Raw genomic sequence first — 24,861 nt, 5'->3', positions numbered from 1 at the left:
TCGCCTCACCGCGCCGGAACCCCCGGCGCCAGCACCTGCGCCACGCGCACCACGACCGGGTCGCCGACCGCACCCGCCGCGACGGCGTCGACGAGCCGGCGCCGCATCCGCGGGTCCCAGAACCGCCTCAGGTGTGCGGCGATCTCGGCGGCCGCGGCGTCGGGCGGCCGGTGCTCGAACTGCACCGCGATCTCCTCGACGAGCCGCACGACGGGCTCGGCGCCCGCGTGCGCCGGGTGCGCCTGCGCCGGGTCAGCCACGACCGGCCCCCACCGGCGCCTCGCCACGCTCGACCGCGGCCTGCGTCGTCGCCGGCGTCACCTGCACCGCGGTCACCTTGTACTCCGGGCAGTTCGTCGCCCAGTCGGAGTTCTCGGTGGTGACGACGTTGGCGCCGCTGACCGGATGGTGGAACGTGGTGTAGCAGACCCCGACCGGCATGCGGGCGGAGATGCTGGCGCGCAAGGACGTCGTCCCCACCCGGCTGGAGAGCTCGACGCGGTCGCCGTCGGCGATGCCGCGGACCTCCGCGTCGTGCGGGTGGATCTCGAGCAGGTCCTCGGGATGCCACGCGACGTTGGCGGTGCGCCGGGTCTGGGCGCCGACGTTGTACTGCGACAGGATGCGGCCCGTCGTGAGGATCAGGGGGAAGCGACGGGTGCTGCGCTCACGCGTCGGGACGTAGCGGGTCGGCACGAACCTGCCGAGCCCGCGGACGAACCCGTCGACGTGCATGATCGGCGTCCCCTCCGGCCGCTCGGTGGTGCAGGGCCACTGCACCGAGCCGACGGCGTCGAGATGGGCGAAGGAGACCCCGGAGAACGTCGGTGTGGTCAGCGCGATCTCGTCCATGATCTGCGCGGCGTCGTCGTAGTGCATCGGGTAGCCCATGGCCTGCGCGAGCTCGCACACGATCTGCCACTCCTGCTTGCCGGTGCGCGCGGGCATCACCGGCCGTACCCGGTTGATCCGCCGCTCGGCGTTGGTGAACGTGCCGTCCTTCTCCAGGAACGACGTGCCGGGCAGCAGGACGTGGGCGAACCTCGCCGTCTCGTTCTCGAACAGGTCCTGCACGATCACCAGGTCGAGCGCGGACAGCGCGGCCTCGACGTGGGCGGTGTTGGGGTCGGACTGCGCGATGTCCTCACCGTGCACGAACAGCGCGCGGAAGGAGCCGTCGAGCGCGGCGTCGAACATGTTGGGGATGCGCAGGCCGGGCTCGTCGAGGACCTCCACGCCCCACAGCTCGTTGTAGATGTCGCGCACCGACTCCTCGCCGACGTGCCGGTACCCGGGCAGCTCGTGCGGGAACGAGCCCATGTCGCAGGAGCCCTGCACGTTGTTCTGCCCGCGCAACGGGTTCACCCCGACACCGCGCCGCCCGATGTTGCCGGTGGCCATCGCGAGGTTGGCCATCCCCATGACCATCGTCGAGCCCTGGCTGTGCTCGGTGACGCCCAGGCCGTAGTAGATCGCGGCGTTGCGGGCGCCGGCGTAGAGCCGGGCGGCGGCGCGCACGTCGGCGGCCGGGACGCCGGTGATCTCCTCGACGGCCTCCGGGCTGTTGGCGGGCTCGGCGATGAACGCGGCCCACTCGTCGAAGCCCTCGCAGCGGGCGTCGACGAACTCGCGGTCGACCAGTCCCTCGGTGACGACGACGTGCGCCATCGCGTTCACGATCGCGACGTTGGTGCCCGGCGCCAGCGGCAGGTGGTACGCGGCCTCGATGTGCGGGCTGCGGACCAGGTCGATCGAGCGGGGGTCGGCGACGATCAGGGCTGCGCCCCGGCGCAGCCGCCGCTTCATCCGCGACGCGAACACCGGGTGGGCGTCGGTCGGGTTGGCGCCGATCACCATGATCACGTCGGCGTCGTCGACCGAGGCGAAGTCCTGGGTGCCCGCCGAGGTGCCGAACGTCTGGTTGAGCCCGTAGCCGGTCGGCGAGTGGCAGACCCGCGCGCAGGTGTCGACGTTGTTGTTGCCGAACGCCGCCCGCACCATCTTCTGGACGACGTAGACCTCCTCGTTGGTGCACCGCGAGGAGGTGATCGCGCCGATCGACCCGGGGCCGTGCTCGGCCTGGATCGCGCGCAGTCGACGTGCGGCGAACCCGATGGCCTCCTCCCACGAGACCTCGCGCCAGTCGTCGCTGATCGACTCGCGGATCCGGGGCGCCAGCACCCGGTCGGGATGGCTCGCGTAGCCGAACGCGAAGCGGCCCTTGACACACGAGTGGCCCTGGTTGGCGCCGCCGTCCTTGAGCGGGACCATCCGGACCACCTCGGTGGCCTCCCCGGAACCGCGCACCTCGGCCTTGAAGGAGCACCCGACACCGCAGTAGGCGCACGTCGTGACGACCGAACGGGTCGGCAGCCCCAGCTCGACGACGGAGCGCTCCTGCAGCGTCGCCGTCGGGCACGCCTGCACGCACGCCCCGCAGGACACGCAGTCGCTGGAGAGGAAGTCCGTGCCACCCGGTGACACCGTCGAGCCGAACCCGCGGCCCTCGATGGTCAGCGCCAGGGTGCCCTGCACCTCGTCGCAGGCCCGCACGCAGCGCGAGCAGAGGATGCACTTGGCCGGGTCGAACTCGAAGTACGGGTTCGAGGTGTCCTTCGGCAGGTCCATGTGGTTCGCGCCGGCGTCGACACCGGAGCCGTAGCGGACCTCGCGCAGCCCGGTCGCGGCGGCCATGTCCTGCAGCTCGCAGTCGCCGTTGGCCGAGCAGGTCAGGCAGTCGAGCGGATGGTCGGAGATGTAGAGCTCCATGACCCCGCGGCGCAGCTTCTCCAGCTTCTCCGACCGGGTGCGCACGACCATGCCGGGCGCGACGGGCGTCGTGCAGGAGGCGGGGGTCCCACGCGCGCCGTCGATCTCCACGACGCACAGCCGGCACGAGCCGAACGCCTCCAGGCTGTCGGTGGCGCACAGCTTGGGGACCGCGCAGCCGGCCTGCGCGGCGGCCCGCATCACCGACGTGCCCGGCGGCACGGTGACGGCGACCCCGTCGACGGTCACCTCGACCGTGGCCTGCCCCGGCCGGGCCGGGGTACCGAAGTCGGGTTCCTCGAGCAGCGTCACCGGAAGTCCTCCCCGAAGTGGCGGATCGCGCTGCGCACCGGGAGCGGGGTGAGCCCGCCCATGGCGCACAACGAGCCGTCGGTCATCAGCTCGCACAGGTCCTCGAGCAGGACGAGGTTCGCCTCGCGGTCCTCGCCCGCCCGGATGCGGTCGATGGTCTCCACGCCGCGGACCGCCCCGATCCGGCACGGCGTGCAGCGCCCGCACGACTCCTCGGCGCAGAACTCCATCGCGAACCGCGCCATCGCCGACATGTCCACGGTGTCGTCGAACACGACGACGCCGCCGTGCCCGACCATCGCCCCGGACGCGGCGAACGCCTCGTAGTCCATCGGCAGGTCGAATTGTTCGACGGGCAGGTACGCCCCCAGCGGGCCGCCGACCTGCACCGCACGAACCGGTCGGCCCGAGAGGGTCCCGCCGCCGAAGGTCTCCACCAGCTCGCCCAGCGAGATGCCGAACGCCGTCTCGACCACCCCGCCGCGGGCGACGTTGCCGCCCAGCTGGAACACCTGCGTTCCCCGTGACCGGCCGACACCCAGCGCCGCGTACGCCTGCGGACCGTCGGCCAGGATCGTGGGCACCGAGGCCAGCGACAGCACGTTGTTGACGACGGTCGGGCGCCCGAACAACCCCTCCAGCGCCGGGATCGGCGGCTTCGGCCGGACCGTGCCCCGCTTGCCCTCGAGGCTCTCCAGCATGGAGGTCTCCTCGCCGCAGATGTAGGCGCCGGCGCCGACACGGACGTGCACGTCGAACGCGAAGCCCGAACCGAGGACCGAGTCCCCCAGCCAGCCCCGCTCCCGGGCCGCCACGATCGCCGTATGAACAGCCGCGACGGCATCCGGGTACTCCGAGCGCACGTAGACGTAGCCCTCCGAGGCGCCGACCGCGTACCCGGCGATCGTCATCCCGCAGAGCAGGGTGAACGGGTCGCCCTCCAGCAGCATCCGGTCGGCGAAGGTGCCGCTGTCGCCCTCGTCGGCGTTGCAGCACACGAACTTCACCGCCGACGACGCCTGCGCGACGGTCTTCCACTTGACGCCCGTCGGGAACCCGGCCCCGCCGCGCCCGCGCAGCCCCGAGTCGGTGACGGCGGTGACGACATCAGCAGGGTCCATCGCCAGCGCCGCGCGCAGGCCCTCGAGTCCGCCGTGGCGCTCGTGGTCGTCCGGGTCGGCCGGGTCGACGACGCCGACGCGGGCGAACGTCAGGCGTTGCTGGGCGCGCATCCACGGCAGTTCCTCGACGAGCCCGAGGCCGTCCGCGGTGCCGTCGAGCAATCCGGCGGCGACCAGACCGTCGACGTCCTCCGGGGCGACCGGCCCGTACCCCACCCGGCCCGCCGCGGTCTCGACCTCGACCAGCGGCTGGAGCCACAACATGCCCCGGGAACCGGTCCGGACGACCTGCGCGCCCGCGCGTCCGAGCAGCTCGGCGACCTCGTCGGCCCCGACGGAGACCGCGGCGGAGTCCTTGGGGACGAAGACCTTCACCGGCACTGCCCGATCAGCGCGTCCAGGCGGGCGGGGGTGACCCGGCCGTGCAGCCGGTCGCCCACCTGGACCGCGGGGCCCAGCGCACAGTTGCCCAGGCAGAAGACCTCGTCGAGGGTGACGGCACCGTCGGGCGTGGTCTCCCCGCGCTCGACGCCGAGGCTCGCGACGGCGTGCTCCAGCAGCGCCTGTCCGCCGACGGCCTGGCAGGCCTCCGCTCGGCACACCCGCACCGTCACCCGGCCGGGCGGGGCGGCGCGGAAGTCGCGGTAGAACGTCACGACCCCGTGCACCTCGGCCCGCGAGAGGTTGAGCCGCTCGGCGAGCAGCGGCACGACCGACGGCGGGACATGGCCGAGCTCGGCCTGCACCGCGTGCAGGATCGGCAGCAGCGGTCCCCGGGAGCCGCGATGGGCCTCGACGATCCGTCCGACGATCTCGGCCACCCGCCCGGTGGGCGCCTCGACGGTCACGGGCGTCCCCGGTGATCACGGCTGCGTGTCATGCACGTGACTCTGGGGTCGGGCCCGGGGGCCGTCAAAATGAATGTTCCTATGCGGTGATAGCCGCGGCCTATCACGGGCGGTCCATCGCAGGCCGTCCATGACGGGCCGGCCGCCGTCAGCCGATCGCCTCGACGCGGATGGCCCTGGCTGCGGGCATTCCGAGCACGACGGCGCGGCGCCCGTGCATGACGTCGATCGTGCCCGCGCTCTCGTGCCGCTCGACGACCTCCAGCACGCTGCCCAGCGCGATCCCGAGGCGGTCGAGGTGGCGCAGGATCCGCGGATCGGAGTCCGAGACCCGCACCACCCGCACCCGGCTCCCCTCGGCGACCGCGTCGAACGTCAGCTCGTCGCCGCCCGGCATGCTCCCGTCGGCGTGCGGGATCGGGTCGCCGTGGGGGTCGCGGTCGGGCTCGCCGAGCCGCAGCGCGAGCCGGTCGACGAACGTGTCCGACACGGCGTGCTCGAGCAGGTCGGCCTCGTCGTGCACCTCGTCCCAGGTGTAGCCGAGGTAGTCGACCAGGAACGTCTCGATCAGGCGGTGCTTGCGGACGGTGCCGAGCGCGATCCGGCGGCCGTCGGGGGTGAGCTCGATGGTGCCGTAACGGGCATGCGCGACGAGGCCCCGATCGGTGAGGCGGCGGACCACCTCCGACACCGACGACGGCGCCAGGCCCAGCCGCGAGGCGAGCACGGAGACGGTGACGGGCGCGTCGGACCACTCCCCGGCGGTCCAGAGGACCTTCAGGTAGTTCTCCGTCGCCGCGGATTCGGTCATTCGGGCCTCTCGTCGCACGTCCGTCGACCGGAACCGTACGACAGCCGGTCCGGGACGCGACCTGCGCGGCCCTCCCATCGCGTCAGCCCTCGACGCGGCCCACCGCGGCGGGCGGGGCCGCGCCGTCGCGGCGGGCCCGCCTGGTGAGCAGGCCGTGCCGGGGGCCGAACAGGTACACCAGCGCGAAGGCCGCGCCCTGGGTGACGACGACCAGGCCGCCCGGCGCGGCATCGAGCCAGTAGCTCAGGTACAGCCCCACCGTCGCACACACGACGGACAGCACCGGCGCGATCAGCAGCATCCGGGAGAACCGGTCGGTGAGCAGCTGCGCCGTCGCCCCGGGCAGGATCAGCATCGCGACGACCAGGATGACGCCGACCACCTGCAGCGCCACGACCGCGGTGAGCGCGAGCAGCCCCAGCAGCAGCGCGCCGAGCCTGCGGGGCGAGAGCCCGATCGCGTGGGCGTGCCCGGGGTCGAACGCGTAGAGCACGAGGTCGCGACGCTTGTACAGCAGCACCGCCGCGACCGCCGCGCCGAGCGCGGCGACCTGGACGAGGTCGCCGACCGAGACGCCCAGGACGTTGCCGAACACGATGTGGTTGAGGTCGGTCTGGCTGGGGGTGACCGAGATCAGCACCAGGCCGAGCGCGAACAGCGTGGTGAACACGATCCCGATCGCCGCGTCCTCCTTGACCCGGCTGGTGTCGCGGATCGCCCCGATGAGCCCGACCGCCAGGAACCCGAACACGACGGCCCCGAGCGCGAAGGGCGCACCGAGCACGTAGGCGAGCACCACGCCGGGCAGCACCGCGTGGGACACGGCGTCGCCCATCAGCGACCAGCCGACGAGCACCAGCCAGCAGGACAGCAACGCGCACACCACGGCGGCGACGACGGTCGTGACCAGCGCACGGACCATGAAGCCGTACGAGAGCGGCTCGACGATCAGGTCGATCGGGTTCACGTCCGGCTCCCCTGCTCCAGCGGGTCGATGCCGAACGCGCGGGCGAGGTTCTCCGGGCGCAGGACCTCATCGACGGGCCCGTGCAGCAGCACCCGACGGCGCAGCAGCACGGCCTCGTCGGCGAGCGCCGGGAGTGCCTGCAGGTCGTGGGTCGCCACCAGGACCGTGCGGCCGGCTGCGGCGAGCTCGGCGAGCAGCGACGACATCGTCGCCTCCGACCGCTTGTCCACCCCCGCGAAGGGCTCGTCGAGCAGCAGGACCTCGGCCTCCTGCGCGATCCCGCGCGCGACGAACGCCCGCTTGCGCTGCCCGCCCGACAGCTGCCCGATCTGCCGGTCGGCGAGATCGGCGAGCTCGACCCTGGCCAGGGCCGCGGCGACGGCGGCGCGGTCCGCCTCGCGGGCCCGCCGGGTGGGGCCCAGCCGCCCGTACCGGCCCATCATCACCACGTCGCGCACCGACACCGGGAACGCCCAGTCGACGGCCTCGGCCTGCGGCACGTAGCCGACCAGCCCCCGCCTGCGCGCCGTGGCCGGCTCGTGCCCGCCGAGCCGGACCCGGCCCGAATCGGCCCGCAGCAGCCCGGTCATGGACTTGAACAGCGTCGACTTGCCCGACCCGTTCATCCCGATCAGGCCGCACACCGTCCCGGGTGCCAGCCGCAGCGAGACCCCGTCGAGCGCCACGAGGGGGCCGTACCTGACGGTGAGCCCCTCGACCTCGATCGCGGCGGTGTCGACCGCGGCGGGGCTCACACCGCCACCCCGGTGAGGCCCGCGATGATCGTCCGGGTGTCGTGGCGGATGAGGTCGAGATAGGTCGGGACCGGACCGTCGGGGCCGGAGAGCGAGTCGACGTAGAGGATGCCGCCGAACCGGGCGCCGGAGGCGTCGGCGACCTGCCGCATCGCGCTGTCGGACACCGTCGACTCGCAGAAGACCGCGGGCACGTCGTTGGCGGCCACGAATGCGATGGCCGAGGTGACCTGCTGGGGCGTGGCCTGCTGCTCGGCGTTGACCGGCCAGATGTACTTCTCGGTCAGCCCGGTGTCCCTGGCGAGGTAGGAGAACGCGCCCTCGCAGGTCACGAGCGCCCGCTGGGCGGGTGGCAGCGTCGCCAGTGCCGTGACGAGCTCGTCGTGGACGCGGCGCAGCTCGGCCTTGTACGAGCCGGCGTTGGCCGCGAACGCGTCGGCGTGCGCGGGGTCGAGCGCGGCGAACGCGGCGACCATGTTGTCGACGTAGCGGACCACGTTCGTCGGGCTCATCCACGCGTGCGGGTTCGGCTTGCCGGCATAGGCGTCCTCGGTGATGTCGACGACCGCGACGCCCTCCGACACGACGACGTGCGGCACCGCCAGGTCGGCCACGAACTTTTCGAACCACACCTCGAGGTTCAGCCCGTTGTCGATGACGAGGTCGGCCTCGGCGGCCTTGCGGATGTCGCCGGGGGTGGGCTCGTAGCCGTGGATCTCGGCGCCGGGCTTGGTGATCGACTCGACCCGCAGGTGCTCCCCCGCCACGTTGCGGGCGATGTCGGCGAGCACCGTGAACGTGGTCAGGACCAGTGGCCGGTCGGCGTCCTGCGCCCGGCCGGTGCCGGCACAGCCGGCCACCACGACGAGCAGCGCCGCGAGCACCGCCACGGCCCTTCCGGGTGGGCGCCGGCGGGCAGCGCCGGGGCGCGAGCCGCTCGGGCCGAACCAACCTCGCGAACCGGACATGGCGTGCAGCGTAAGATTTCGGTTGACCGAAAACTAGAGTTCGGCTGTTCAATTCTGAGAATCGCCCGGCCCTCGGGGAGGCCGGTCGGGCCGCGGACGTGGCGCGCCGGGCGTGCGCCGCACCGGCCGCGACCTCGTCCGGCAATCGCGTTGACCTGAACCCGGGTTGAGGGAGCAGGCTGGCGCCCGTGAGCAGTGCGACGGACGATCCGACGTCATCCCGCCCCGCCCCACCCGCGTCGCCGCCGGACGGCTCCGCGGGGAAGGCGGCGGTACGACCCGAGCTGTTCGGACCGGGGCGGCGCGCGACGACCGCCGGCATCGTGCTGCTCATCAGCATGATCGCGTTCGAGGCGATGGGCGTCGGGACGGCGATGCCGGCCGTCGTGGCGGACCTCGGCTCGGTGTCGTCCTACGCGTGGCCGTTCGTGGCGTTCACCGCGGCGAGCGTCGTCGGGACGGTGCTGGGCGGGCGCTGGTGCGACGTCCGCGGCCCGCGCGGCACCCTGGTCACGGCGCCGCTGCTGTTCGGGGCGGGGTTGCTGGTCGCCGGGACGGCGGGGACGCTCGCCCAGCTGCTGGTCGCCCGCGTGCTGCAGGGCCTCGGCGCGGGCGCGGTCGCCGTCGCGGTCTACGTGCTGATCGCGCTCGTCTACAGCGAGCGCGCGCGGCCCGCGGTGTTCGCGCTGATGTCGTCGGCGTGGGTGCTGCCCGCGCTCGTGGGCCCGCCCGTCGCGGGCGTGGTGACCGAGCAGCTGTCGTGGCACTGGGTCTTCCTCGGCATCGTGCCCTTCGTCGTGGTCGCCGTCGTGCTCGTGCTCCCGGCCGTGCGCGACCTGCCCGCGGGGTCGGCCGAGGCGCCCGCCACGCGACGCGGGATCGTCGCGGCGGCACTGGCCGCCGCCGCGGCCGTCGCGGCGCTGAGCTGGGCGGGCCAGCACCCGACGGGATGGGCCGCGCTGGTCGTCGCGGTCGTCGCCCTCGCGCTGCTGGTCCCGTCGCTGCGCCGGCTGCTGCCCCGCGGGACGGTCCGGGCGCGCCGTGGGATCGCGGCCGTGGTCGCGTGCCGCGGGCTGCTGTCGGGCGCCTTCTTCACGGTCAACGCCTACCTGCCGCTGATGCTCACCTCGACGCACGGCTGGTCGCTCTCGATGGCCGGGGTGCCGCTGATCGTCGGCGCCCTCGGCTGGTCCTCGGCAGCGGCGTGGCAGGGCCGCCACCCCGACCTGTCGCGGCCGGTGCTGTTGCGCGTCGGGTTCGCGTGCGTCGCGGTCGGCATCGCGGGGCTGCTGCTCGTCGCGCCCGCGTGGGGCCTGCCGTGGCTCGCACTGCCGTTCTGGATCGTCGCGGGCGTCGGGATGGGACTGGGTTTCTCGTCGCTGTCGTTCCTGCTGCTGGCGCGCTCGGCCGACTCGGGTGCCGGCGCGGTCGGCTTCGACTCCGCCGCGGCCCAGCTCACCGACCAGCTCTCCCAGGCGGCACTCGTCGGGGTCGGCGGTGCGCTGCTGGCGACGACGGGCTCCCCCGCGACCGCCCTGCCGGTCCTCGTCGCGGGCCTGGTGGTCCTGGCGGTCACCGGGACGGGGATCGCCGGGCGGACCGCCGGACCGGCCCGGGCGGCCGCGGGCCGGTAGGCCGGTCGGAGGCCTTCGCCCGGGTGACCTTGACCACCCGCAGGACGCGCATTATGTTTCCATGATTGTTAACAATCTTGAGAACAGGGCCGTGAACATGAGGCGGCAGCCGGACCCGGATCGTTCCTGACCGGCCGGCTCCTCGTGGCGAACCCGCCACCGCACCGGCGGATCGCCGCAGCTCGCCGGTGGTTCCACACCCGTGTCCGACCCGGGCAACGAGGCCCGGCTGCACAGAGGGAGCGCCACGATGCGCCTGATGCCTCCCACGGTCCGGCCCGGGGGTAGCGACGACCGCGCGGCGCCTCTCCGGCGCGCGCCGGCGGCTCCCGCGCCCCGGTGCGGAGCCCGGGGCCACCGGCCGACGCGGGAACCGGTCGAGGGCACGGCCGCGACGTGGCCACGCCGGACCGCGTCCCGGTCGCCGGTGTGCCGACCGCCGTCGCGCGGGATCGTCGGGGGCTCGATCTGGCCGGCGGAGCAGCCGGCCCGGAAGGGAGACGGGTGACGACGACGCAGTCGTACGAGACGGGGACGGGCAGGGCCGCGGGGGCCGACAAGGTGTACCCCTCGCCCGCCGCGGCGGTGGCCGACATCGCCGACGGGTCGAGCATCGCGATCGCGGGGTTCGGGGTCACCCACCGGTTCCCGTCGAGCCTGATCACGGCGCTGCGCGACCAGGGTGCGCGCCGGCTCACCGTGTACTGCAACGGGCTGGGCCAACCCGGGCACCCGACCGCGCAGAGCCTCGCCGAGAACGGACAGCTGTCGCGGCTGGTGGCGTCGTTCTCGGCGCGGCCCGGTCCGGTGACGGCGGCCGAGGCGCAGATCGAGTCCGGCGACCTCGAGCTGGAGCTCGTCCCGCAGGGCACGCTCGTCGAACGGATGCGCGCGGGTGGGGCCGGTATCGCGGCCTTCTACACCCCGGCCGGTGCGGGCACCGCGATCGGCGACGGCAAGGAGGTCCGCGACTTCGACGGAGTCCCGCACCTGCTCGAACACGGCATCCGCACCGACTACGCCCTGTTGCGGGCCCACCGCGCCGACCGGATGGGCAACGTCGCGTTCCGCGGCGCCAGCCGCAACTTCAACGACAGCTTCGCCAAGGCCGCGCGCTGCGCGATCATCGAGGTCGACGAGATCGTCGAGGTCGGCGAGCTCGCCCCCGACGAGATCGACCTGCCGGGGGTGTTCGTCGCCCGCGTCGTGCAGACGACCGTCAAGATCGACGTGGACGACCTGCCCCGGCGGGCCGCGCGGCCCGCCGCGAGCGGCAGGCTCTACCACGAGAAGCCGGGCCTGACCCGCGCCGACATCGGCCGCCGGGTGGCCGCGCTGATCCCGCCGGGGAGCCTGGTCAACCTCGGGGCGGGCCTGCCCAACCTCGCCGCCGACCACCTCGCCGGGCGCGGGGTGACCCTGCACGGCGAGAACGGCGTCCTGGGCTACGGCGGATTCGTCACCGACGGCCCGCGCGACCCCGACATGCACGACGCCGGCGGCAACTTCATCACGCTCCTGCCGGGGGCGTCGTTCTTCGACAGCGTCACGTCGTTCGAGATCGCCCGCTCCGGACGGCTCGACGCCGTCGTACTGGGCGCGTACCAGGTGGGCGGCAACGGCGACCTCGCGAACTGGGCCGTCCCCGACCGGATCGGTGGCGGCATCGGGGGCGCGATGGACCTCGCGGTCGGGGCGAGGTCGGTGATCGTGACGCTCGAGCACAGCGACAGCAAGGGCCGGCCGAAGCTCGTGCGACGCTGCAGCTACCCGGTGACCGGGGTCGGCTGCGTCGACACGATCGTCACCGACCTCGCGCTGTTCACCCGGGTCGGCGACGGGTTCCGGCTCGACGAGGTCGCGGCCGGGTTCACCGTCGACGAGGTGCTCGCGCTGACCGACATGTCCGTGACGGTCGCCGACCAGGTGGGCGTCATGCAGGAGGCCTGGTGAGCGAGGTCCGGTTCCTCGACACGACGTTCCGTGACGGCTCGCAGTCCTTGTGGGCCATGGGGATCCGCTACGGGATGATGGAGGCCCTCGCGGGCGACCTCGACCGGGCCGGGTTCTCCCACATCGAGGTGCCGGCGAACGCGATCTTCTTCAAGAAGATGGTCCGCGACCTGCGCGAGGACCCGTGGGACACCATGCGGATGCTCGCCCGCACGATCACCCGCACCCCGACGACGTGCATGGGCGGCGCCGGCGGCAACCTCAACGGCTTCGGCACCCCCACCGCGCCGGTCCTCGGCGAGCTGTTCGCCGAGAAGCTCGCCGAGATCGGCGTGATGAACCGCGCGCAGCTGATGGCGAACACCGCCGACCAGACCACGCGCCAGTTCCCCACCGCGGTGCCACGGGCCCGCGAGCTGGGCCTGACCGTCGCGCTCGCCGTCTGCTACACCATCTCGCCGCGGCACACCGACGAGCACTTCGCCGAGACCACCCGGCGCTGCGCGGCCCTGAAGCCCGACGTGATCTACATCAAGGACGCGGGTGGCCTGCTCACCGTCGACCGCATCCGCACGCTGCTGCCCGTCGTGCTGCGGGAGGCCGGGGACATCCCCGTCGAGCTGCACTCGCACTGCACCACGGGCCTCGCCCCGGTCGTCTACCTGGAGGCGCTGCAGCTGGGCGTGAAGACCCTGCACTGCGGGGTACCGCCGTTGGCCGACGGCTCGGCCCAGCCGTCGGTGCTCACCACCGCGCGCAACGCCCGCATCCTGGGCTTCACCCCGACGGTCGACGAGGAGCTGCTGGCATCGGTGTCGGCACGGCTCGGGGAGTTCGCCCGCCGCGACGGGATGCCGCTGGGGGTGCCGCTGGCCCACGACGCCGACCACTACCGCCACCAGATCCCGGGCGGCGTCATCTCCAACCTGCGCCACCAGCTCGCCGGGATCGGGATGGCCGACCGGCTCGCTGACGTCCTCGAGGAGTGCGTGCGGATCCGCGAGGAGCTCGGCTACCCGATCATGATCACGCCGTACTCCCAGTACGTCGCGACGCAGGCCGCGATCCACGTCGCCTCGGGCAAGCGCTACGACGTCGTCATCGACGAGCTGGTCCGGTTCGCCCAGGGCGCCTACGGCGAGGACTCCGGGTACACCTGGATGGACCCCGACCTGCGCGATCGGTTCCTCGCGCTGCCGCGGGCGGCTCAGCTGGCCGAGGCCGCCCGGCACGCTCCCGCCGACGTCGGCCTCGACGACGTGCGGCGGTCCATCGGGGCTCCCGGCATCTCCGACGAGGAGCTCATCCTGCGGGCGATCATGCAGGGCACCGCGGAGATCGACGCCATGCGCGCCGCCGGACCGCCCCGTACCTACCACTCCGGCGACCTCCCCCTGCGCACGCTGATCGACCGGCTCGGGGAGACGTCGCGGGTCCGCTACGTGCAGGTTGCGCGGCGCGGGACATCGATGGAGCTGCGCACCCGCCAGGAGGCGACGTCATGAGCGATCCCGGGACCGCACGCGGGCTGACCGACGAGGACGTCGACCAGGTCACCCGGCTCGTCGAGAGCCTGGACCGCTCGGGGTTCGACTTCCTGCAGGTCGAGCTGGGCGACCTGCGGATCACGGTCGGGACGGGCGAGCCGCCCGTCCCGGGTGCCGCCCCGCCGCCTCCCGCTGCCGCGACGCCGGCGGCCGTGCCGCAGGCCGTGGCACCTGCCCGGAACGCCGCGGACCGGCCGGACACTGCGGTGGCGCCGTCCGCGGCGCCGGTTGCCGCGGGGTCGGTGGCTGCGGGGTCCGTGGCTGCGGGGTCGGTGGCTGCGGGGTCCGTGGCTGCGGGGTCCGTCGAGATCACCGCGCCGACGATGGGGATCTTCTACGCCCGCCCGGAGCCGGGGAAGCCGCCGTTCGTCGCGGTCGGCGACGTGGTCGAGGAGACGACGACCGTCGCGCTCGTCGAGGTCATGAAGACCTTCCACTCCGTCGCGGCCGGGGTGCGGGGCACGGTCGTCGAGATCTGCGTGTCCGACACCGACTTCGTCGAGTTCGGGGCGGTGCTGATGCGGGTCTCGACTGAATGAGCGGGTCCATCCGGCGCGTTCTCGTCGCCAACCGCGGCGAGATCGCCGTGCGCATCGTGCACGCGTGCCGCGAGCTGGGCATCGAGACGGTCCTCGCGGTCTCGGAGGCCGACCGCGACTCCCTCGGCGCCCGGCTCGCCGACCGGGCGGTCTGCATCGGGCCGCCGCGGGCGCCGCAGAGCTACCTCGACGTCGCCCGGATCGTCACCGCCGCGGTGGCCACGGGGTGCGACGCGGTGCACCCCGGCTACGGGTTCCTCTCCGAGTCGCCCGCTCTCGCCCGGGCGTGCACCGAGCACGGGCTGACGTTCGTCGGCCCGACGGCTGCCCAGCTGGAGGCCATGGGCGACAAGATCTCCGCCCGCCGGCTGGCCCGCGCAGCGGGGGTGCCGACCCTGCCCGGCTCCGAGCAGGTCCGCACCCCGCAGGAGGCCCTCGCGGTCGCCCGGGAGGTGGGGCTGCCGCTGATCGTCAAGGCGTCGGCGGGCGGGGGTGGGCGCGGCATGAAGGTCGTGTCCGACGTCGCGGAGCTGCCGTCGGTGCTCGCGACCGCCGCCGCCGAGGCCGCCGCCGCGTTCGGGGACCCGACGCTCTACGTCGAGCGGTTCGTGCGCAACGCCCGCCACGTCGAGGTGCAGGTGCTGGGCGACCGGCACGGCCACGTCGTGCACCTCGGGGAGCGCGACTGCTCGCTGCAGCGACGCAACCAGAAGGTCGTCGAGGAGGCCCCGGCGCCCGGACTGCCGCCGCAGGTCCGCGACGCCCTGCACGCCGCGGCGGTCCGGCTCGCCCGGCGGATCGGGTACGAGAGCGCGGGCACCGTCGAGTTCGTCCTCGACCGCGACACCGGCGAGTTCTTCTTCCTGGAGATGAACACCCGGATCCAGGTCGAGCACCCCGTCACCGAGCTGGTCACCGGCATCGACCTCGTCCAGCAGCAGCTGCGCGTCGCGGCCGGTGAGCCGCTGGCGTTCGGGCAGTGCGACGTCGTGCACCGCGGGCACGCCATCGAGTGCCGGATCACCGCGGAGGTGCCGTCGGCGGACTTCCGGCCCGACGCGGGCCGCATCACGGCGTGGGACCCGCCGGGCGGCCCGAACGTCCGCGTCGACACCCACTGCGTCCCCGGTTACCTCGTGCCCGTCTACTACGACTCGCTGCTGGCCAAGCTGATCGTCTACGCGCCGACCCGGGCCGAGGCGATCGCCCGCGCCCGGTCGGCGTTGCGCCGCTTCGGGATCGAGGGCGTCCGCACGACCGTCGGGTTCCTCGACTTCCTCGTCGGCCGCCCCGAGTTCGCCGACGCGACCATGACCACCCACACCATCGCCGACGTCCTGGGCGAGTTCGCCCCGGCCGACGCCGCATGAGCGCTCTCGGGGTCGACGCAGCGGCCGATCACCTGCACGCCCTCGCCGAGCGGCTGCGCGAGCTGCCGCTGGGAGAAGCCCCCGGCGCGCTCACCTTCACCCCCGTGAGTGGCGATGGTCGCCATGGCGACCGTCGCCACTCACGACCGCTGAGCAACGGATCCATCGCCGACGCACGGGCCGCGATGGACGCCGGCGAGGTCTCGGCAGCGGAGCTGACGGAGCAGGCGCTGGCGGTGGCCGGGGAACATGCCGACGACGCGATCTTCATCCACCTCACCGCCTCCGCCGCCCGCGCTCAGGCCGCCGAGGCCGACCGCTCGGCTCGTGCACGAGGTCCGCTGCACGGCATCCCCGTCACGGTCAAGAACAACCTCGACGTCGCCGGCCTCCCGACCACCTGCGGTTCACCGGTCTTCGCCGACCGGCTCGCGACGAGCGACGCCGAGGTCGTGCGGCGGCTGCGCGCGGCGGGCGCGGTCGTCGTCGGCACGACGAACCTGCACGAGATGGCGTTCGGGTCGACGTCGGTCAATCCGCACACCGGCGCCGTCGCCAACCCGCGCGCCCCCGGCCACGTCGCGGGCGGGTCCAGCGGCGGGTCCGCCGCGGCGGTCGCGCTGGGGATCGGGTTCGCCTCGCTCGGCACCGACGCCGCCGGGTCGATCCGGATGCCCGCGAGCTGCTGCGGCGTCGTCGGGCTCAAGCCGACGCACGGCACGGTCCCGTTGCGCGGCATGGTCCCGACCAGCATGACCCACGTGGACCACATCGGTCCGCTGACGACGTCGGTCGCCGACGCGCGGCTGTTGCTCGACGTCATCGCCGGGCCCGGCCCGGGGGCAGGCGACGCCGCCGGCCTGGACGGTGTCGCCGTCGGGCTGCCCGAGGCCTACTTCTGGACCGGACTGGACAGCGATGTCGAGTCCGTGTGCCGGGCCGCGATCGGGTGCCTCGCGGCCGCCGGTGCCCGGCCGACGCCCGTGGCCTGCGACATCGGCGAGCTGATGCCGTTGCTGGCCGTCGCGATGTTCGCCGAGGCGCACGTGCTGCACGCCCCGCTCATCGCGGCCGGCCCCGACCGGTACTCCCCCGCGCTGCGCGACCGGCTGCTCGCCGGCGGGACGGTCCTCGGCCACGACTACGTGCGTGCGCTACGGGCGCGGCGGCTCGTCGTCGACAGGATCGCGGCCGCACTGGAGGGCGTCGACCTGCTCGCGATGCCGACGATGCCCGTACCTCCGGTGCGGATCGCCGACGTCGACGACGACCCGCGCGTCGCGCTGATGGCGCGGCACACCTCGCCGTTCAACCAGAGCGGGCACCCCGTGATCTCGCTGCCCGCGGGGGCGACGCCGGACGGGCTGCCCGTCGGGCTGCAGCTGGTCGGGCACCCGTACGCGGACCGCCGGCTGCTGGCCCTGGCCGAGGCGGCGGAAGCCGCCCTCGCGCCGGGGACGTGAATGGCGAGGTCGCCGCTGTCCGGGGTCGGGTCAGCGCGCCGACGCCGTACCCGCGAACACCGCGTCGTCGAGGGTGCGGCGCAGCAGGCGGCCGGCCGGCCGGTCGGCGGTGAGCTCACCCCGCGCCATCACGACCTCGCCGCGCAGGACCGTGTAGGCGGGCCAGGCGTCGACCCGGCAGCCCTCCCACGGTGAGTAGTCGCCCTCGTGCATCTCCGCCGCGCGGATCACCCGCGGCGCACGAGGATCGAGCAGCACGAGGTCGGCGTCCGAGCCCACCGCGATGCAGCCCTTGCGCGGCCACAGCCCGAAGATCTTCGCCGCGTTCGACGACGTCGCCTCGACCAGGCGGGTGAGGTCGAGCGAGCGGTTCGCGAGCATCTCGGTGTAGAGCACCGCGAGCTTGGGCTCGACCCCGGTGACGCCACCGTAGGCGTCGTCGATCCGCGAACCCTGGGTCTTCTGCTCCCACGTCGGGCAGGCCCCGTCGGTGCCGAAACAGTTGACGGTGCCGTCGCGAACCCCCTCCCAGATCGCGTCGACGTCCTCGGCGTACTTCAGCGACGGGTAGATGTGGTACTTCACACCGTCGGGTTCGGAGTACCGGGCGGCGGTGTTCATCGCGATGACGTCGATCGCCTCGCCGTAGGCCGCCACGCCACGCCGGCGGAACTCGCGCAGCGCGTCGACACCCGTCCGCGCCGTGACGTGGTGGAAGTACAGGGCGAGACCGGGGTAGTGCTCGGCGAGCCGGAGGACCCGCCGGAACGACATGTCCTCCGACAGCGTCGTGTGCACCTCGGCCATGTACCGCAACGCGGTGCGGCCGCTGTCGATGTACTTGCGGTACTGGTGCATGACGATGTCGTCGTCCTCGGCGTGCACGGTGACGATCCCGCGGTGGCGGGCGACGACGTCGAAGAGGTCGGCGAGCGTGCCGAACCGCACCTTCAGCTCGACACCGGACAGCAGGCCCGACGGCACGATGTCGGTGGTGAAGATCTTGAAGCTGGGGAACCCGTCGGCGATCACGTCGGGAATCTCACGCAGGATCTTCTCCGACACGTCGCCGGTCAGCGCCACGTGGAACGCGAAGTCGGTGTACGAGTCGCCGGTCCACGCCTCGACCCGCTCGGCGAGGTCGGCCGTGATCGAGCGGCGGGCCACGTCGGTGGTCGACGGCCACACGAAGTCGATCACGGTCGTCGTGCCGCCGTACAGGCACGCCGAGGTGATGACATCACGGGACTGGCCGAGCGACTCCCCCAGCGGCCCGTTCGCGTGCACGTGCGGATCGACCGCCCCGGGCAGGGTGACGCACCCGCTGCCGTCGACGGTCCGGGCCGCCTCAGGCAGGCCGCCGGGCTCCGCGAGCAGGGCGAACCGGCCGTCGGCGATGCCGATGTCGAGCCGGCGCGGCCCCTCCGGGGTGACGACGTCGGAACCCACGATGGCGAGGTCGAGCATGCATGTTCCCGTCGTCCGAGCGATCCCCGCGGAGGGGGACTGGAAGGTCGGGATCGGAACTAACACGGTCGGAGCGCGGCCTGTCAAGCGCAGCGTCACTTGACGAGTCGATCACCAGAGACCTAACCTCTCGCCGCATGAGGTCAGGCCAATTTTCCGAGCGGCCCGAGCCGCCGGCCGCCTCGTTCTCCAAGCGTTCCGGCCGCCGGTTCGTCGTCGCGGCACAGCACGTGCTCGACCGGATCCAGACCGGCCGGCTCGCGCCGGGCGACCGGCTGCCGCCGGACCGCACGCTCGCCGTCGACCTCGAGGTGAGCCGCGCGACCGTGCGGGAGGCCCTGCTGGCGCTGGAGCTGCTCGGCGTCGTGGAGATCCGGCACGGCTCGGGTGTCTACGTCGTCGACCCGGCCAAGGTGACCCGCGACTCCGACGCCTGGTTCGTCCCGACGACGAGCGCGCTGTTCGAGGCGCGCGCGACGATCGAGCCGAAGCTCGCGCAGATGTGCGCGGTCCGGATGAGCACGGCGGACATCCGCGCGATGTCGGCCTCGGTGTCCAGGGCGCGCGCGGCGGTGACGCGCGAGGTCGAGTTCACCGAGTTCGCCGAACTGCAGGTCGAGTTCCACCGCATGCTCGCCGACCACTGCGGCAGCCCGCTGCTCGCCGACACCGCGCGCAGTTTGGTCTCCGCCGAGGAGCATCCGCTGTGGGTACTGCTCAACCAGCAGGCCATCGGCAGCCCCGAGCTGCGGATGCAGCAGGTGGCCGAGCACGCCGCGGTTCTCGGCCACATCAAGAAACGCGATCCGGACGCGGCGCGGGCCGCGATGCATCGGCACGTCACCGACCTGGGCTGCACCCTCGTCGGTTCCGACTGGATCTCCTGACCGCGGGCCACCCGCGCCCGCATTCGACGTCGTCCGCGAGCGCCCGCTCGCCGAGCCCGAGGAGTTCGCTTGAAGACGAGGATCAGCCGAGGAGTGGTCGCGGCCGTGCTCGCGGTCACGGCCCTGACCGCCTGCAGCACCGGTGCGCCGACCGGTGGCGGCACGGCCGACACCGGCACCGCGGCGAGCAGCCTGACCGCCGACGCCGAGCGCGAGCTGCAGGCGACGATCGACCAGTACCGGGCGGTTCCCACGTTCACCCCGCCGGGACCGGCCATCGACGTGACGAGCCTGCGCGGCAAGAAGATCTACATCATCCCCGAGACGAACAACGTGTTCAACACGGTCAACGTCGCGGCGATGCAGGACGTCGCACAGCGCGCGGGCGTCGAGGTGACCGTGTTCCCGAACCAGGGCAACACCTCGCAGTGGGTCCAGGGCATGCAGACCGCGGTCTCGCAGAAGGTCGACCTCATCGTCCTGGCCAACGCGCCCGACCCGCGCGCGCTGCAGCCGCAGCTCGCCGCGGCCAAGGCGGCGAACATCCCGGTCGTCGTCACCCACTTCTACGACGACTCCACGACCCCGGCACCGAACTGCGAAGGGTGTGCCGCCGGCGTCACCGCACTCGAGACGGCACCGTTCGACACCGCCGCGAAGCTGCTGGCGGACTGGGTGATCCTGCAGGGCAAGGGCAACGTCAACGCGCTCATCCCGATCGTCGGCGCCGTCATCCCGTCGCCGGGCATGCAGGCCGCGATCAAGGGCGAGTTCGACAAGTACTGCCCGAAGTGCACGTACAAGTTCGTCGACATCTCGCTGGCCGACTTCGCCTCCGCGAAGCTCGCGACGGACATCCAGGCGAGCCTCAGCGGCGACCCGAAGATCAACTGGGTGATCGACCAGCTCGACTCGATGGAGTCGGCCACCGTCAGCGCCATCAACACCGCCGGCCGGAGCGGCCAGATCCAGATCGTCGGCTACAACGGTGCGACGTCGTCGATCAAGGACGTGCAGAGCGGGACGAGCCCGATGGTGATGGACGTCGGCGAGTCGGCGCCGTGGATCGGCTACTCGACGATGGACCAGGCCTTCCGGGTCCTGCTCGGCCAGCCGGTCGTCAAGGCCTCGGCGCCGGTGCGGGTGTTCGACTCGACCAACGCGAAGGACGCCGGCGACCCGCCGGCGCTCACCCAGGGCTACGGCGACGCCTACGTCGCCGGCTACGAGAAGCTGTGGGGCCTGTCGTGACCACCCGGTCGACGGCACGCTGACATGGCCGGACGGATGTCGACGTCCGACGGGAGCACCCCCCTGCTCCGGCTGGACGGCGTGTGGAAGCGGTTCGGTGGCGAGGTCGCGCTCGGCGGCGCCGACCTCGCCGTCGCGCCCGGTGAGATCCACGGCCTGCTCGGCGCCAACGGGTCCGGCAAGTCGACGTTGATCAAGGTGCTCGCGGGCTTCCACGACGTCGACTCCGGCACGCTGGAGGTGCACGGACGGCCGGTGCCGCTGCCGCTGTCCCCCGGACAGCCCGCGGCGCTCGGGCTGCGCTTCGTGCACCAGGACCTCGGGCTCGTGCCCAGCCTCAGCGTCCTGGAGAACTACCTGCTGCCCCAGCTCGCCGCGTCCCGCGGCCGGGCCTCGGTGGGGTGGCGCCACGCCCGCACCCGGCTGCGGGAGGTGCTGGCCCGCTACGAGCTCGACCTCGACCCGCGGGCGACGGTGGCCGACCTGCGCCCGGTCGACCGGGCACTGCTCGCGATCGTGCGGGCCCTGGAGGGCGTCGGCACGACGTCCGACCCCGGCCGGGGCCAGCTCGTCGTGCTCGACGAGCCGACGGTGTTCCTGCCCCGCAACGAGGTGGACCGGTTGTTCTCGCTGGTCCGGCGGGTGGCCTCGACCGGCTCGAGCGTGGTGTTCGTGTCGCACGACCTCGACGAGGTCCGCGAGATCACCGACCGGGTCACGGTGCTGCGCAACGGCAGGCGCGCCCTGACCGGGGTCACCGCCGACCTGGGCCACGACCAGCTCGTCGCGGCCATCGTCGGCGCGGACCTCGACGTCGCCGCGAGCTACCGGGCCGCCGAGCGGTCCGCCGGGACCACGGCGCTGCGGGTCGAGGGCCTGTCGGCGGGCCTCGCCGACCAGGTGTCGTTCACCGCCGGCACCGGTGAGGTCGTCGGCTTCACCGGGCTGCTCGGTTCCGGGTACGAGGACGCCGTGCGCGCCCTCGCCGGGGCGCTCGACGTCCGGGCCGGCACCGTCACGCTCGACGACGAGCCCGCCCGCGAGCTGCGGTCGTGGTCCCCGCGCGCGGCGACCGACCACGGCATCGTGCTGGTGCCGGGCGACCGGCTGACCGAGGGCATCGTCGGCGACCTGCCGGTGACCGACAACCTGACCATGGTCAACCTCCGTCACTACCTCGCGGGCCCCTGGCTCGACCGGCGTGCCATGCGCGCCGCCGCCACGACCCTGGTCGAGCGCTACGACGTCCGCCCGCCCGACCCGAGGCTGCTCGTCGGCCAGCTCTCCGGCGGCAACCAGCAGAAGGTCGTGCTCGCCAAGTGGATCCAGACCCGGCCGCGGGTGCTGCTGCTGCACGAGCCGACCCAGGGCGTCGACATCGGCGCCCGGCAACAGATCTACGCCGCGGTGCGGGCCGCCGCCGGGGGCTGCGTCGTGCTGTGCGCCAGCTCCGACCACGACCAGCTGGCGCAGCTCTGCGACCGCGTGCTGATCCTGCACCGCGGCCGGATCGGCGCCGAGCTGCACGGCTCGGCGCTGACCAAGGCCCGGATCACCGAGGAGTGCCTGCGCTCCGGCAAGGAAGGAAGCACCCGATGACGACCACCGAGTCCGCCCCGGGAGAGTCGGGGACGCTGCCGCCGGGCCGGCCGCCCGGGCGGCGCGGCGCGGTGTCGACGCTCGTCGCCCGCTCGGCCGAACGCATCGCGCTGCCGGTGGTGTGGGTCGCGATCATCGTGCTGTTCGGGGTGCTGCGGCCCGACACCTTCCTCACCGCCGGCAACTTCTCGGCGATGTTCTCGTCGCAGACGAGCCTGCTGGTCCTGGCGCTGGCGCTGACGATCCCGCTGACCGCCGGCGACTACGACCTGTCGGTCGGGTCGGTGGCGAGCCTGTCGGCGATGCTGATCGGGATCCTCAACGTCCAGCTCGGCGTGCCGGTCGTCTGGGCGGTGCTCGTCGCACTCGCCGTGGCGACGCTCATCGGGGTGGCCAACGCCGTGCTGAGCATCGCCGTCGGGGTCGACACCCTGATCGTCACCCTCGGCATGGGCACGTTCGTCCAGGGCATCGTGTCGTGGACCGGCAACGACAGCACGGTCACCGGCATCTCCGCCGAGCTGGTCCGGGTCGTGGTGCAGGCCCGGTTCCTCGGCATCCCGGTCGAGTTCTGGTACGGCATCGTGCTGTGCGCCGTGCTGTTCTACGTCATGGAGTTCACCCCGCTCGGGCGCCGGCTGCTGATCGTCGGCCGCGGCCGCGAGGTCGCCCGCCTCAGCGGCGTGCGGGTGCGCCTGGTCCGCGGCGGCGCGCTGGTCAGCTCGGCCTTCCTCGCGGGGCTCGCGGGCGTGCTCATCGCCGGGACCAGCGGCGCGGCCGACCAGACGTCGGCGCCGCTGCTGCTGTTGCCGGCCTTCGCCGCCGCCTTCCTCGGCGCGACGACGATCATGCCGGGTCGCTTCAACTCCTGGGGGGTGCTCGTCGCGGTGTTGTTCCTGGTCACCGGCATCACCGGCCTGCAACAGCTCGGCGCCCGGCCGTTCGTGCAGAACCTGTTCTACGGCGCGGCGCTGATCGTCGCCGTCGTGCTCTCCTTCGCGGTGCGCTCGCGCCGCAGGAAGGCCGCGTGATGGCCCACGAGTTCCAGCTGGTCGTACGGGGCGCCACGGTCGCCAACGCCGACGGTCACGCCGTCGCCGACGTCGCCGTCAGGGACGGGGTCGTCGTCGAGGTCGGCGCGCAGGTCGCGGGCAGCGGGGAGCGCGAGCTCGACGGTCGCGGCAAGGTCCTCGCGCCCGGCGGCATCGACCCGCACACCCATTTCCACACCCCCAGCCCCGACGGCTCGCTGATGTCGGCCGACGACTACGAGAGCGGGACGCGCGCCGCGGCCGCGGGCGGCGTCACGACGGTGATCAACTACGCGTTCCAGCAGCTCGGCGAGTCGTTGTGGACGACGCTGGAGCGCGAGGCGGCGAAGGCCGACGGGCGCGCGCACGTCGACTACGGGTTCCACCCGATCCTGACCGACCTGCTCGGCGGCAGCTCCCTCGCCGAGCTCGCGCCGCTGGTCGAGGCGGGCTATCCCAGCGTGAAGATCTTCACCGCCTACGATCCGTTCCGCGTCACCGACCGCGAGGCCATCCGCGTCCTGGCCGCCGCGGCCCGGGCGGGCGCGCTGGTCAACGTCCACGCCGAGGACGACGGCCTGACGCACTACCTGACCGACACGCTGGCCGCCGTGCCCGCAACGGTCGAACCCATCCTCAGCACGTTCAAGCGCAGCCGCCCAGAGGTCGCCGAGGAGCTGGCCATCGAGCGCATCGCCGTCTACGCGCGCACGGTCGGCTGTCCGGTGTACTTCGTGCACCTGTCCTCGCGCGGCGCCGTGGAGGCGGTGCGGCGCGGGCGGGCGGCCGGCGGCCAGATCTTCACCGAGGTGCGCCCTGCGTACCTGTTCCTCGACGAGTCCCGCTACGACCAGCCCGACGGCCAGCGCTACGTCTGCGTGCCCCCGCTGCGCACCGCCGACGACCAGGCCGCGCTGTGGGACGCCATCGCCGCCGGCGAGATCGAGACCTCGGCCAGCGACCACACCACCTACTCCAGCGCGCAGAAGCTCGGGGCGTACGAGTCGTTCGTCGACATCCCGCCGGGGTTCGCCAGCGTCCAGACCGGTCTCGGCCTGCTCTACGGCCGCGGGGTCGCCGCCGGACGGATGACGCTCGAGCAGTTCGTCGCGATCACCTCGGCCAACGCGGCGAAGCTGTTCGGGCTGTGGCCGCGCAAGGGCCGCATCGCGCCCGGCGCGGATGCCGACCTCGTGCTCATCGACCCCGACCGCACGACCACGCTCGCCGACGAGCCGTTGCAGTCGGCGTCGGACTACGACCCGTTCGTCGGCATCGAGGTGCGGGGCTGGCCGTCGGTGACCGTGTCGCGCGGCGACGTCGTCTACCGCGACGGGACGATCACCAGCACACCCGGACGGGGCCGGTGGCTGCACCGGCGGCTCGGCGATCCCGGGACCGACCCGGCGATCCCGAGCTTCTCCCCCCGGACGGGCGACCCGGGGCCGGCCGTGTCCTGACCCGACGGGCGCCGGGCCGCCGGGTAGGGCCACAGCCGGTCGGGCACGCGTTCGACGACCGGCGCCTGTCGGCGCTCGCGCAGCCGGCTTCTGCGACGATCGCCGGACC

General features: G+C 73.2%; 20 protein-coding genes. 11 read left to right on the top strand and 9 right to left on the bottom strand.

What is annotated here, in order from left to right:
- Positions 1–5: 5 nt before the first annotated feature.
- From PSD17_RS15060 to PSD17_RS15025, 8 genes are all read right to left on the bottom strand, one after another.
- Complete coding sequence (locus PSD17_RS15060; RefSeq protein WP_013675166.1) at positions 6–260, bottom strand: formate dehydrogenase subunit delta; 255 nt, start codon at positions 258–260, stop codon at positions 6–8.
- The gene (fdhF, locus tag PSD17_RS15055; RefSeq protein ID WP_339123024.1) at positions 253–3,081 is read right to left on the bottom strand and encodes a formate dehydrogenase subunit alpha; all 2,829 of its coding nucleotides are present in this window, start codon (positions 3,079–3,081) and stop codon (positions 253–255) included. Before fdhF ends, PSD17_RS15060 begins: the two co-directional genes overlap by 8 nt.
- Positions 3,078–4,577, bottom strand: coding sequence for a formate dehydrogenase beta subunit (locus PSD17_RS15050; RefSeq protein WP_339123022.1), 1,500 nt, complete (start codon positions 4,575–4,577; stop codon positions 3,078–3,080). Before PSD17_RS15050 ends, fdhF begins: the two co-directional genes overlap by 4 nt.
- Positions 4,574–5,050: a formate dehydrogenase subunit gamma gene (locus tag PSD17_RS15045; protein WP_013675163.1), complete on the bottom strand. Its 477-nt coding sequence runs from the start codon at positions 5,048–5,050 to the stop codon at positions 4,574–4,576. The genes PSD17_RS15050 and PSD17_RS15045 overlap by 4 nt, the downstream gene beginning before the upstream one ends.
- Positions 5,051–5,198: 148 nt before the next feature.
- Complete coding sequence (locus PSD17_RS15040) at positions 5,199–5,861, bottom strand: metal-dependent transcriptional regulator (RefSeq protein ID WP_339123020.1); 663 nt, start codon at positions 5,859–5,861, stop codon at positions 5,199–5,201.
- Positions 5,862–5,943: 82 nt separating this feature from the next.
- Positions 5,944–6,828: a metal ABC transporter permease gene (locus PSD17_RS15035; protein ID WP_339123019.1), complete on the bottom strand. Its 885-nt coding sequence runs from the start codon at positions 6,826–6,828 to the stop codon at positions 5,944–5,946.
- Entirely contained in the window at positions 6,825–7,583 is a 759-nt protein-coding gene (locus PSD17_RS15030) for a metal ABC transporter ATP-binding protein (RefSeq protein WP_339123017.1), read from the bottom strand. Before PSD17_RS15030 ends, PSD17_RS15035 begins: the two co-directional genes overlap by 4 nt.
- Positions 7,580–8,473, bottom strand: a complete 894-nt coding sequence (locus tag PSD17_RS15025) for a metal ABC transporter substrate-binding protein (protein WP_339123047.1) — start codon at positions 8,471–8,473, stop codon at positions 7,580–7,582. Before PSD17_RS15025 ends, PSD17_RS15030 begins: the two co-directional genes overlap by 4 nt.
- A gap of 266 nt (positions 8,474–8,739) precedes the next feature.
- On the opposite strand from PSD17_RS15025, the gene PSD17_RS15020 reads away from it, so the two are divergent.
- The 6 genes from PSD17_RS15020 to PSD17_RS14995 all read left to right on the top strand — a co-directional run bounded on the left by PSD17_RS15020 (position 8,740) and on the right by PSD17_RS14995 (position 17,057).
- Complete coding sequence (locus tag PSD17_RS15020) at positions 8,740–10,185, top strand: MFS transporter (protein WP_339123015.1); 1,446 nt, start codon at positions 8,740–8,742, stop codon at positions 10,183–10,185.
- A gap of 504 nt (positions 10,186–10,689) precedes the next feature.
- Positions 10,690–12,138: a 3-oxoacid CoA-transferase gene (locus PSD17_RS15015; RefSeq protein WP_339123014.1), complete on the top strand. Its 1,449-nt coding sequence runs from the start codon at positions 10,690–10,692 to the stop codon at positions 12,136–12,138.
- On the top strand, positions 12,135–13,643 hold the full coding sequence (locus PSD17_RS15010) for a pyruvate carboxylase (protein ID WP_013675156.1): 1,509 nt from the start codon (positions 12,135–12,137) through the stop codon (positions 13,641–13,643). The genes PSD17_RS15015 and PSD17_RS15010 overlap by 4 nt, the downstream gene beginning before the upstream one ends.
- A complete protein-coding gene (locus PSD17_RS15005) occupies positions 13,640–14,224 on the top strand; it encodes an acetyl-CoA carboxylase biotin carboxyl carrier protein (RefSeq protein ID WP_339123012.1) in 585 nt (194 codons plus the stop codon). Before PSD17_RS15010 ends, PSD17_RS15005 begins: the two co-directional genes overlap by 4 nt.
- Complete coding sequence (locus tag PSD17_RS15000) at positions 14,221–15,594, top strand: acetyl-CoA carboxylase biotin carboxylase subunit (protein ID WP_339123010.1); 1,374 nt, start codon at positions 14,221–14,223, stop codon at positions 15,592–15,594. Before PSD17_RS15005 ends, PSD17_RS15000 begins: the two co-directional genes overlap by 4 nt.
- The gene (locus tag PSD17_RS14995; protein ID WP_339123008.1) at positions 15,591–17,057 is read left to right on the top strand and encodes an amidase; all 1,467 of its coding nucleotides are present in this window, start codon (positions 15,591–15,593) and stop codon (positions 17,055–17,057) included. Before PSD17_RS15000 ends, PSD17_RS14995 begins: the two co-directional genes overlap by 4 nt.
- Before the next feature lie 30 nt (positions 17,058–17,087).
- Here PSD17_RS14995 and PSD17_RS14990 read toward each other — a convergent pair whose 3' ends face one another.
- Positions 17,088–18,524, bottom strand: a complete 1,437-nt coding sequence (locus PSD17_RS14990; RefSeq protein ID WP_339123006.1) for a dihydroorotase — start codon at positions 18,522–18,524, stop codon at positions 17,088–17,090.
- 137 nt (positions 18,525–18,661) lie between these two features.
- Here PSD17_RS14990 and PSD17_RS14985 point away from each other — a divergent pair, with 137 nt between their 5' ends.
- The 5 genes from PSD17_RS14985 (at position 18,662) to hydA (ending at position 24,752) form a co-directional block, all read left to right on the top strand.
- Positions 18,662–19,411, top strand: coding sequence for a FadR/GntR family transcriptional regulator (locus PSD17_RS14985; protein WP_158703413.1), 750 nt, complete (start codon positions 18,662–18,664; stop codon positions 19,409–19,411).
- Positions 19,412–19,480: 69 nt separating this feature from the next.
- Complete coding sequence (locus tag PSD17_RS14980; protein ID WP_339123005.1) at positions 19,481–20,662, top strand: sugar ABC transporter substrate-binding protein; 1,182 nt, start codon at positions 19,481–19,483, stop codon at positions 20,660–20,662.
- 36 nt (positions 20,663–20,698) lie between these two features.
- Positions 20,699–22,261, top strand: coding sequence for a sugar ABC transporter ATP-binding protein (locus PSD17_RS14975; RefSeq protein ID WP_339123003.1), 1,563 nt, complete (start codon positions 20,699–20,701; stop codon positions 22,259–22,261).
- Entirely contained in the window at positions 22,258–23,292 is a 1,035-nt protein-coding gene (locus tag PSD17_RS14970; RefSeq protein ID WP_339123001.1) for an ABC transporter permease, read from the top strand. The genes PSD17_RS14975 and PSD17_RS14970 overlap by 4 nt, the downstream gene beginning before the upstream one ends.
- A complete protein-coding gene (hydA, locus tag PSD17_RS14965) occupies positions 23,292–24,752 on the top strand; it encodes a dihydropyrimidinase (protein ID WP_013675147.1) in 1,461 nt (486 codons plus the stop codon). The genes PSD17_RS14970 and hydA overlap by 1 nt, the downstream gene beginning before the upstream one ends.
- Positions 24,753–24,861 lie beyond the last annotated feature (109 nt).

It is taken from the genome of Pseudonocardia sp. D17 (assembly GCF_036984265.1).
Taxonomy (GTDB): Bacteria; Actinomycetota; Actinomycetes; order Mycobacteriales; family Pseudonocardiaceae; genus Pseudonocardia; species Pseudonocardia benzenivorans.
Note: the sequence above shows the minus strand (reverse complement) of the source record. Positions and strands in the feature narration are given on the sequence as shown.

What these genes read in the sequence shown, in the direction of transcription:
- PSD17_RS15040 (WP_339123020.1), bottom strand. Translation starts at nt 5,861, where the DNA reads ATGACCGAATCCGCGGCGACGGAGAACTACCTGAAGGTCCTCTGGACC.
- PSD17_RS15005 (WP_339123012.1), top strand. Translation starts at nt 13,640, where the DNA reads ATGAGCGATCCCGGGACCGCACGCGGGCTGACCGACGAGGACGTCGAC.
- PSD17_RS15000 (WP_339123010.1), top strand. Translation starts at nt 14,221, where the DNA reads ATGAGCGGGTCCATCCGGCGCGTTCTCGTCGCCAACCGCGGCGAGATC.
- PSD17_RS14995 (WP_339123008.1), top strand. Translation starts at nt 15,591, where the DNA reads ATGAGCGCTCTCGGGGTCGACGCAGCGGCCGATCACCTGCACGCCCTC.
- PSD17_RS14990 (WP_339123006.1), bottom strand. Translation starts at nt 18,524, where the DNA reads ATGCTCGACCTCGCCATCGTGGGTTCCGACGTCGTCACCCCGGAGGGG.
- PSD17_RS14985 (WP_158703413.1), top strand. Translation starts at nt 18,662, where the DNA reads ATGAGGTCAGGCCAATTTTCCGAGCGGCCCGAGCCGCCGGCCGCCTCG.
- PSD17_RS14975 (WP_339123003.1), top strand. Translation starts at nt 20,699, where the DNA reads ATGTCGACGTCCGACGGGAGCACCCCCCTGCTCCGGCTGGACGGCGTG.
- PSD17_RS14970 (WP_339123001.1), top strand. Translation starts at nt 22,258, where the DNA reads ATGACGACCACCGAGTCCGCCCCGGGAGAGTCGGGGACGCTGCCGCCG.
- hydA (WP_013675147.1), top strand. Translation starts at nt 23,292, where the DNA reads ATGGCCCACGAGTTCCAGCTGGTCGTACGGGGCGCCACGGTCGCCAAC.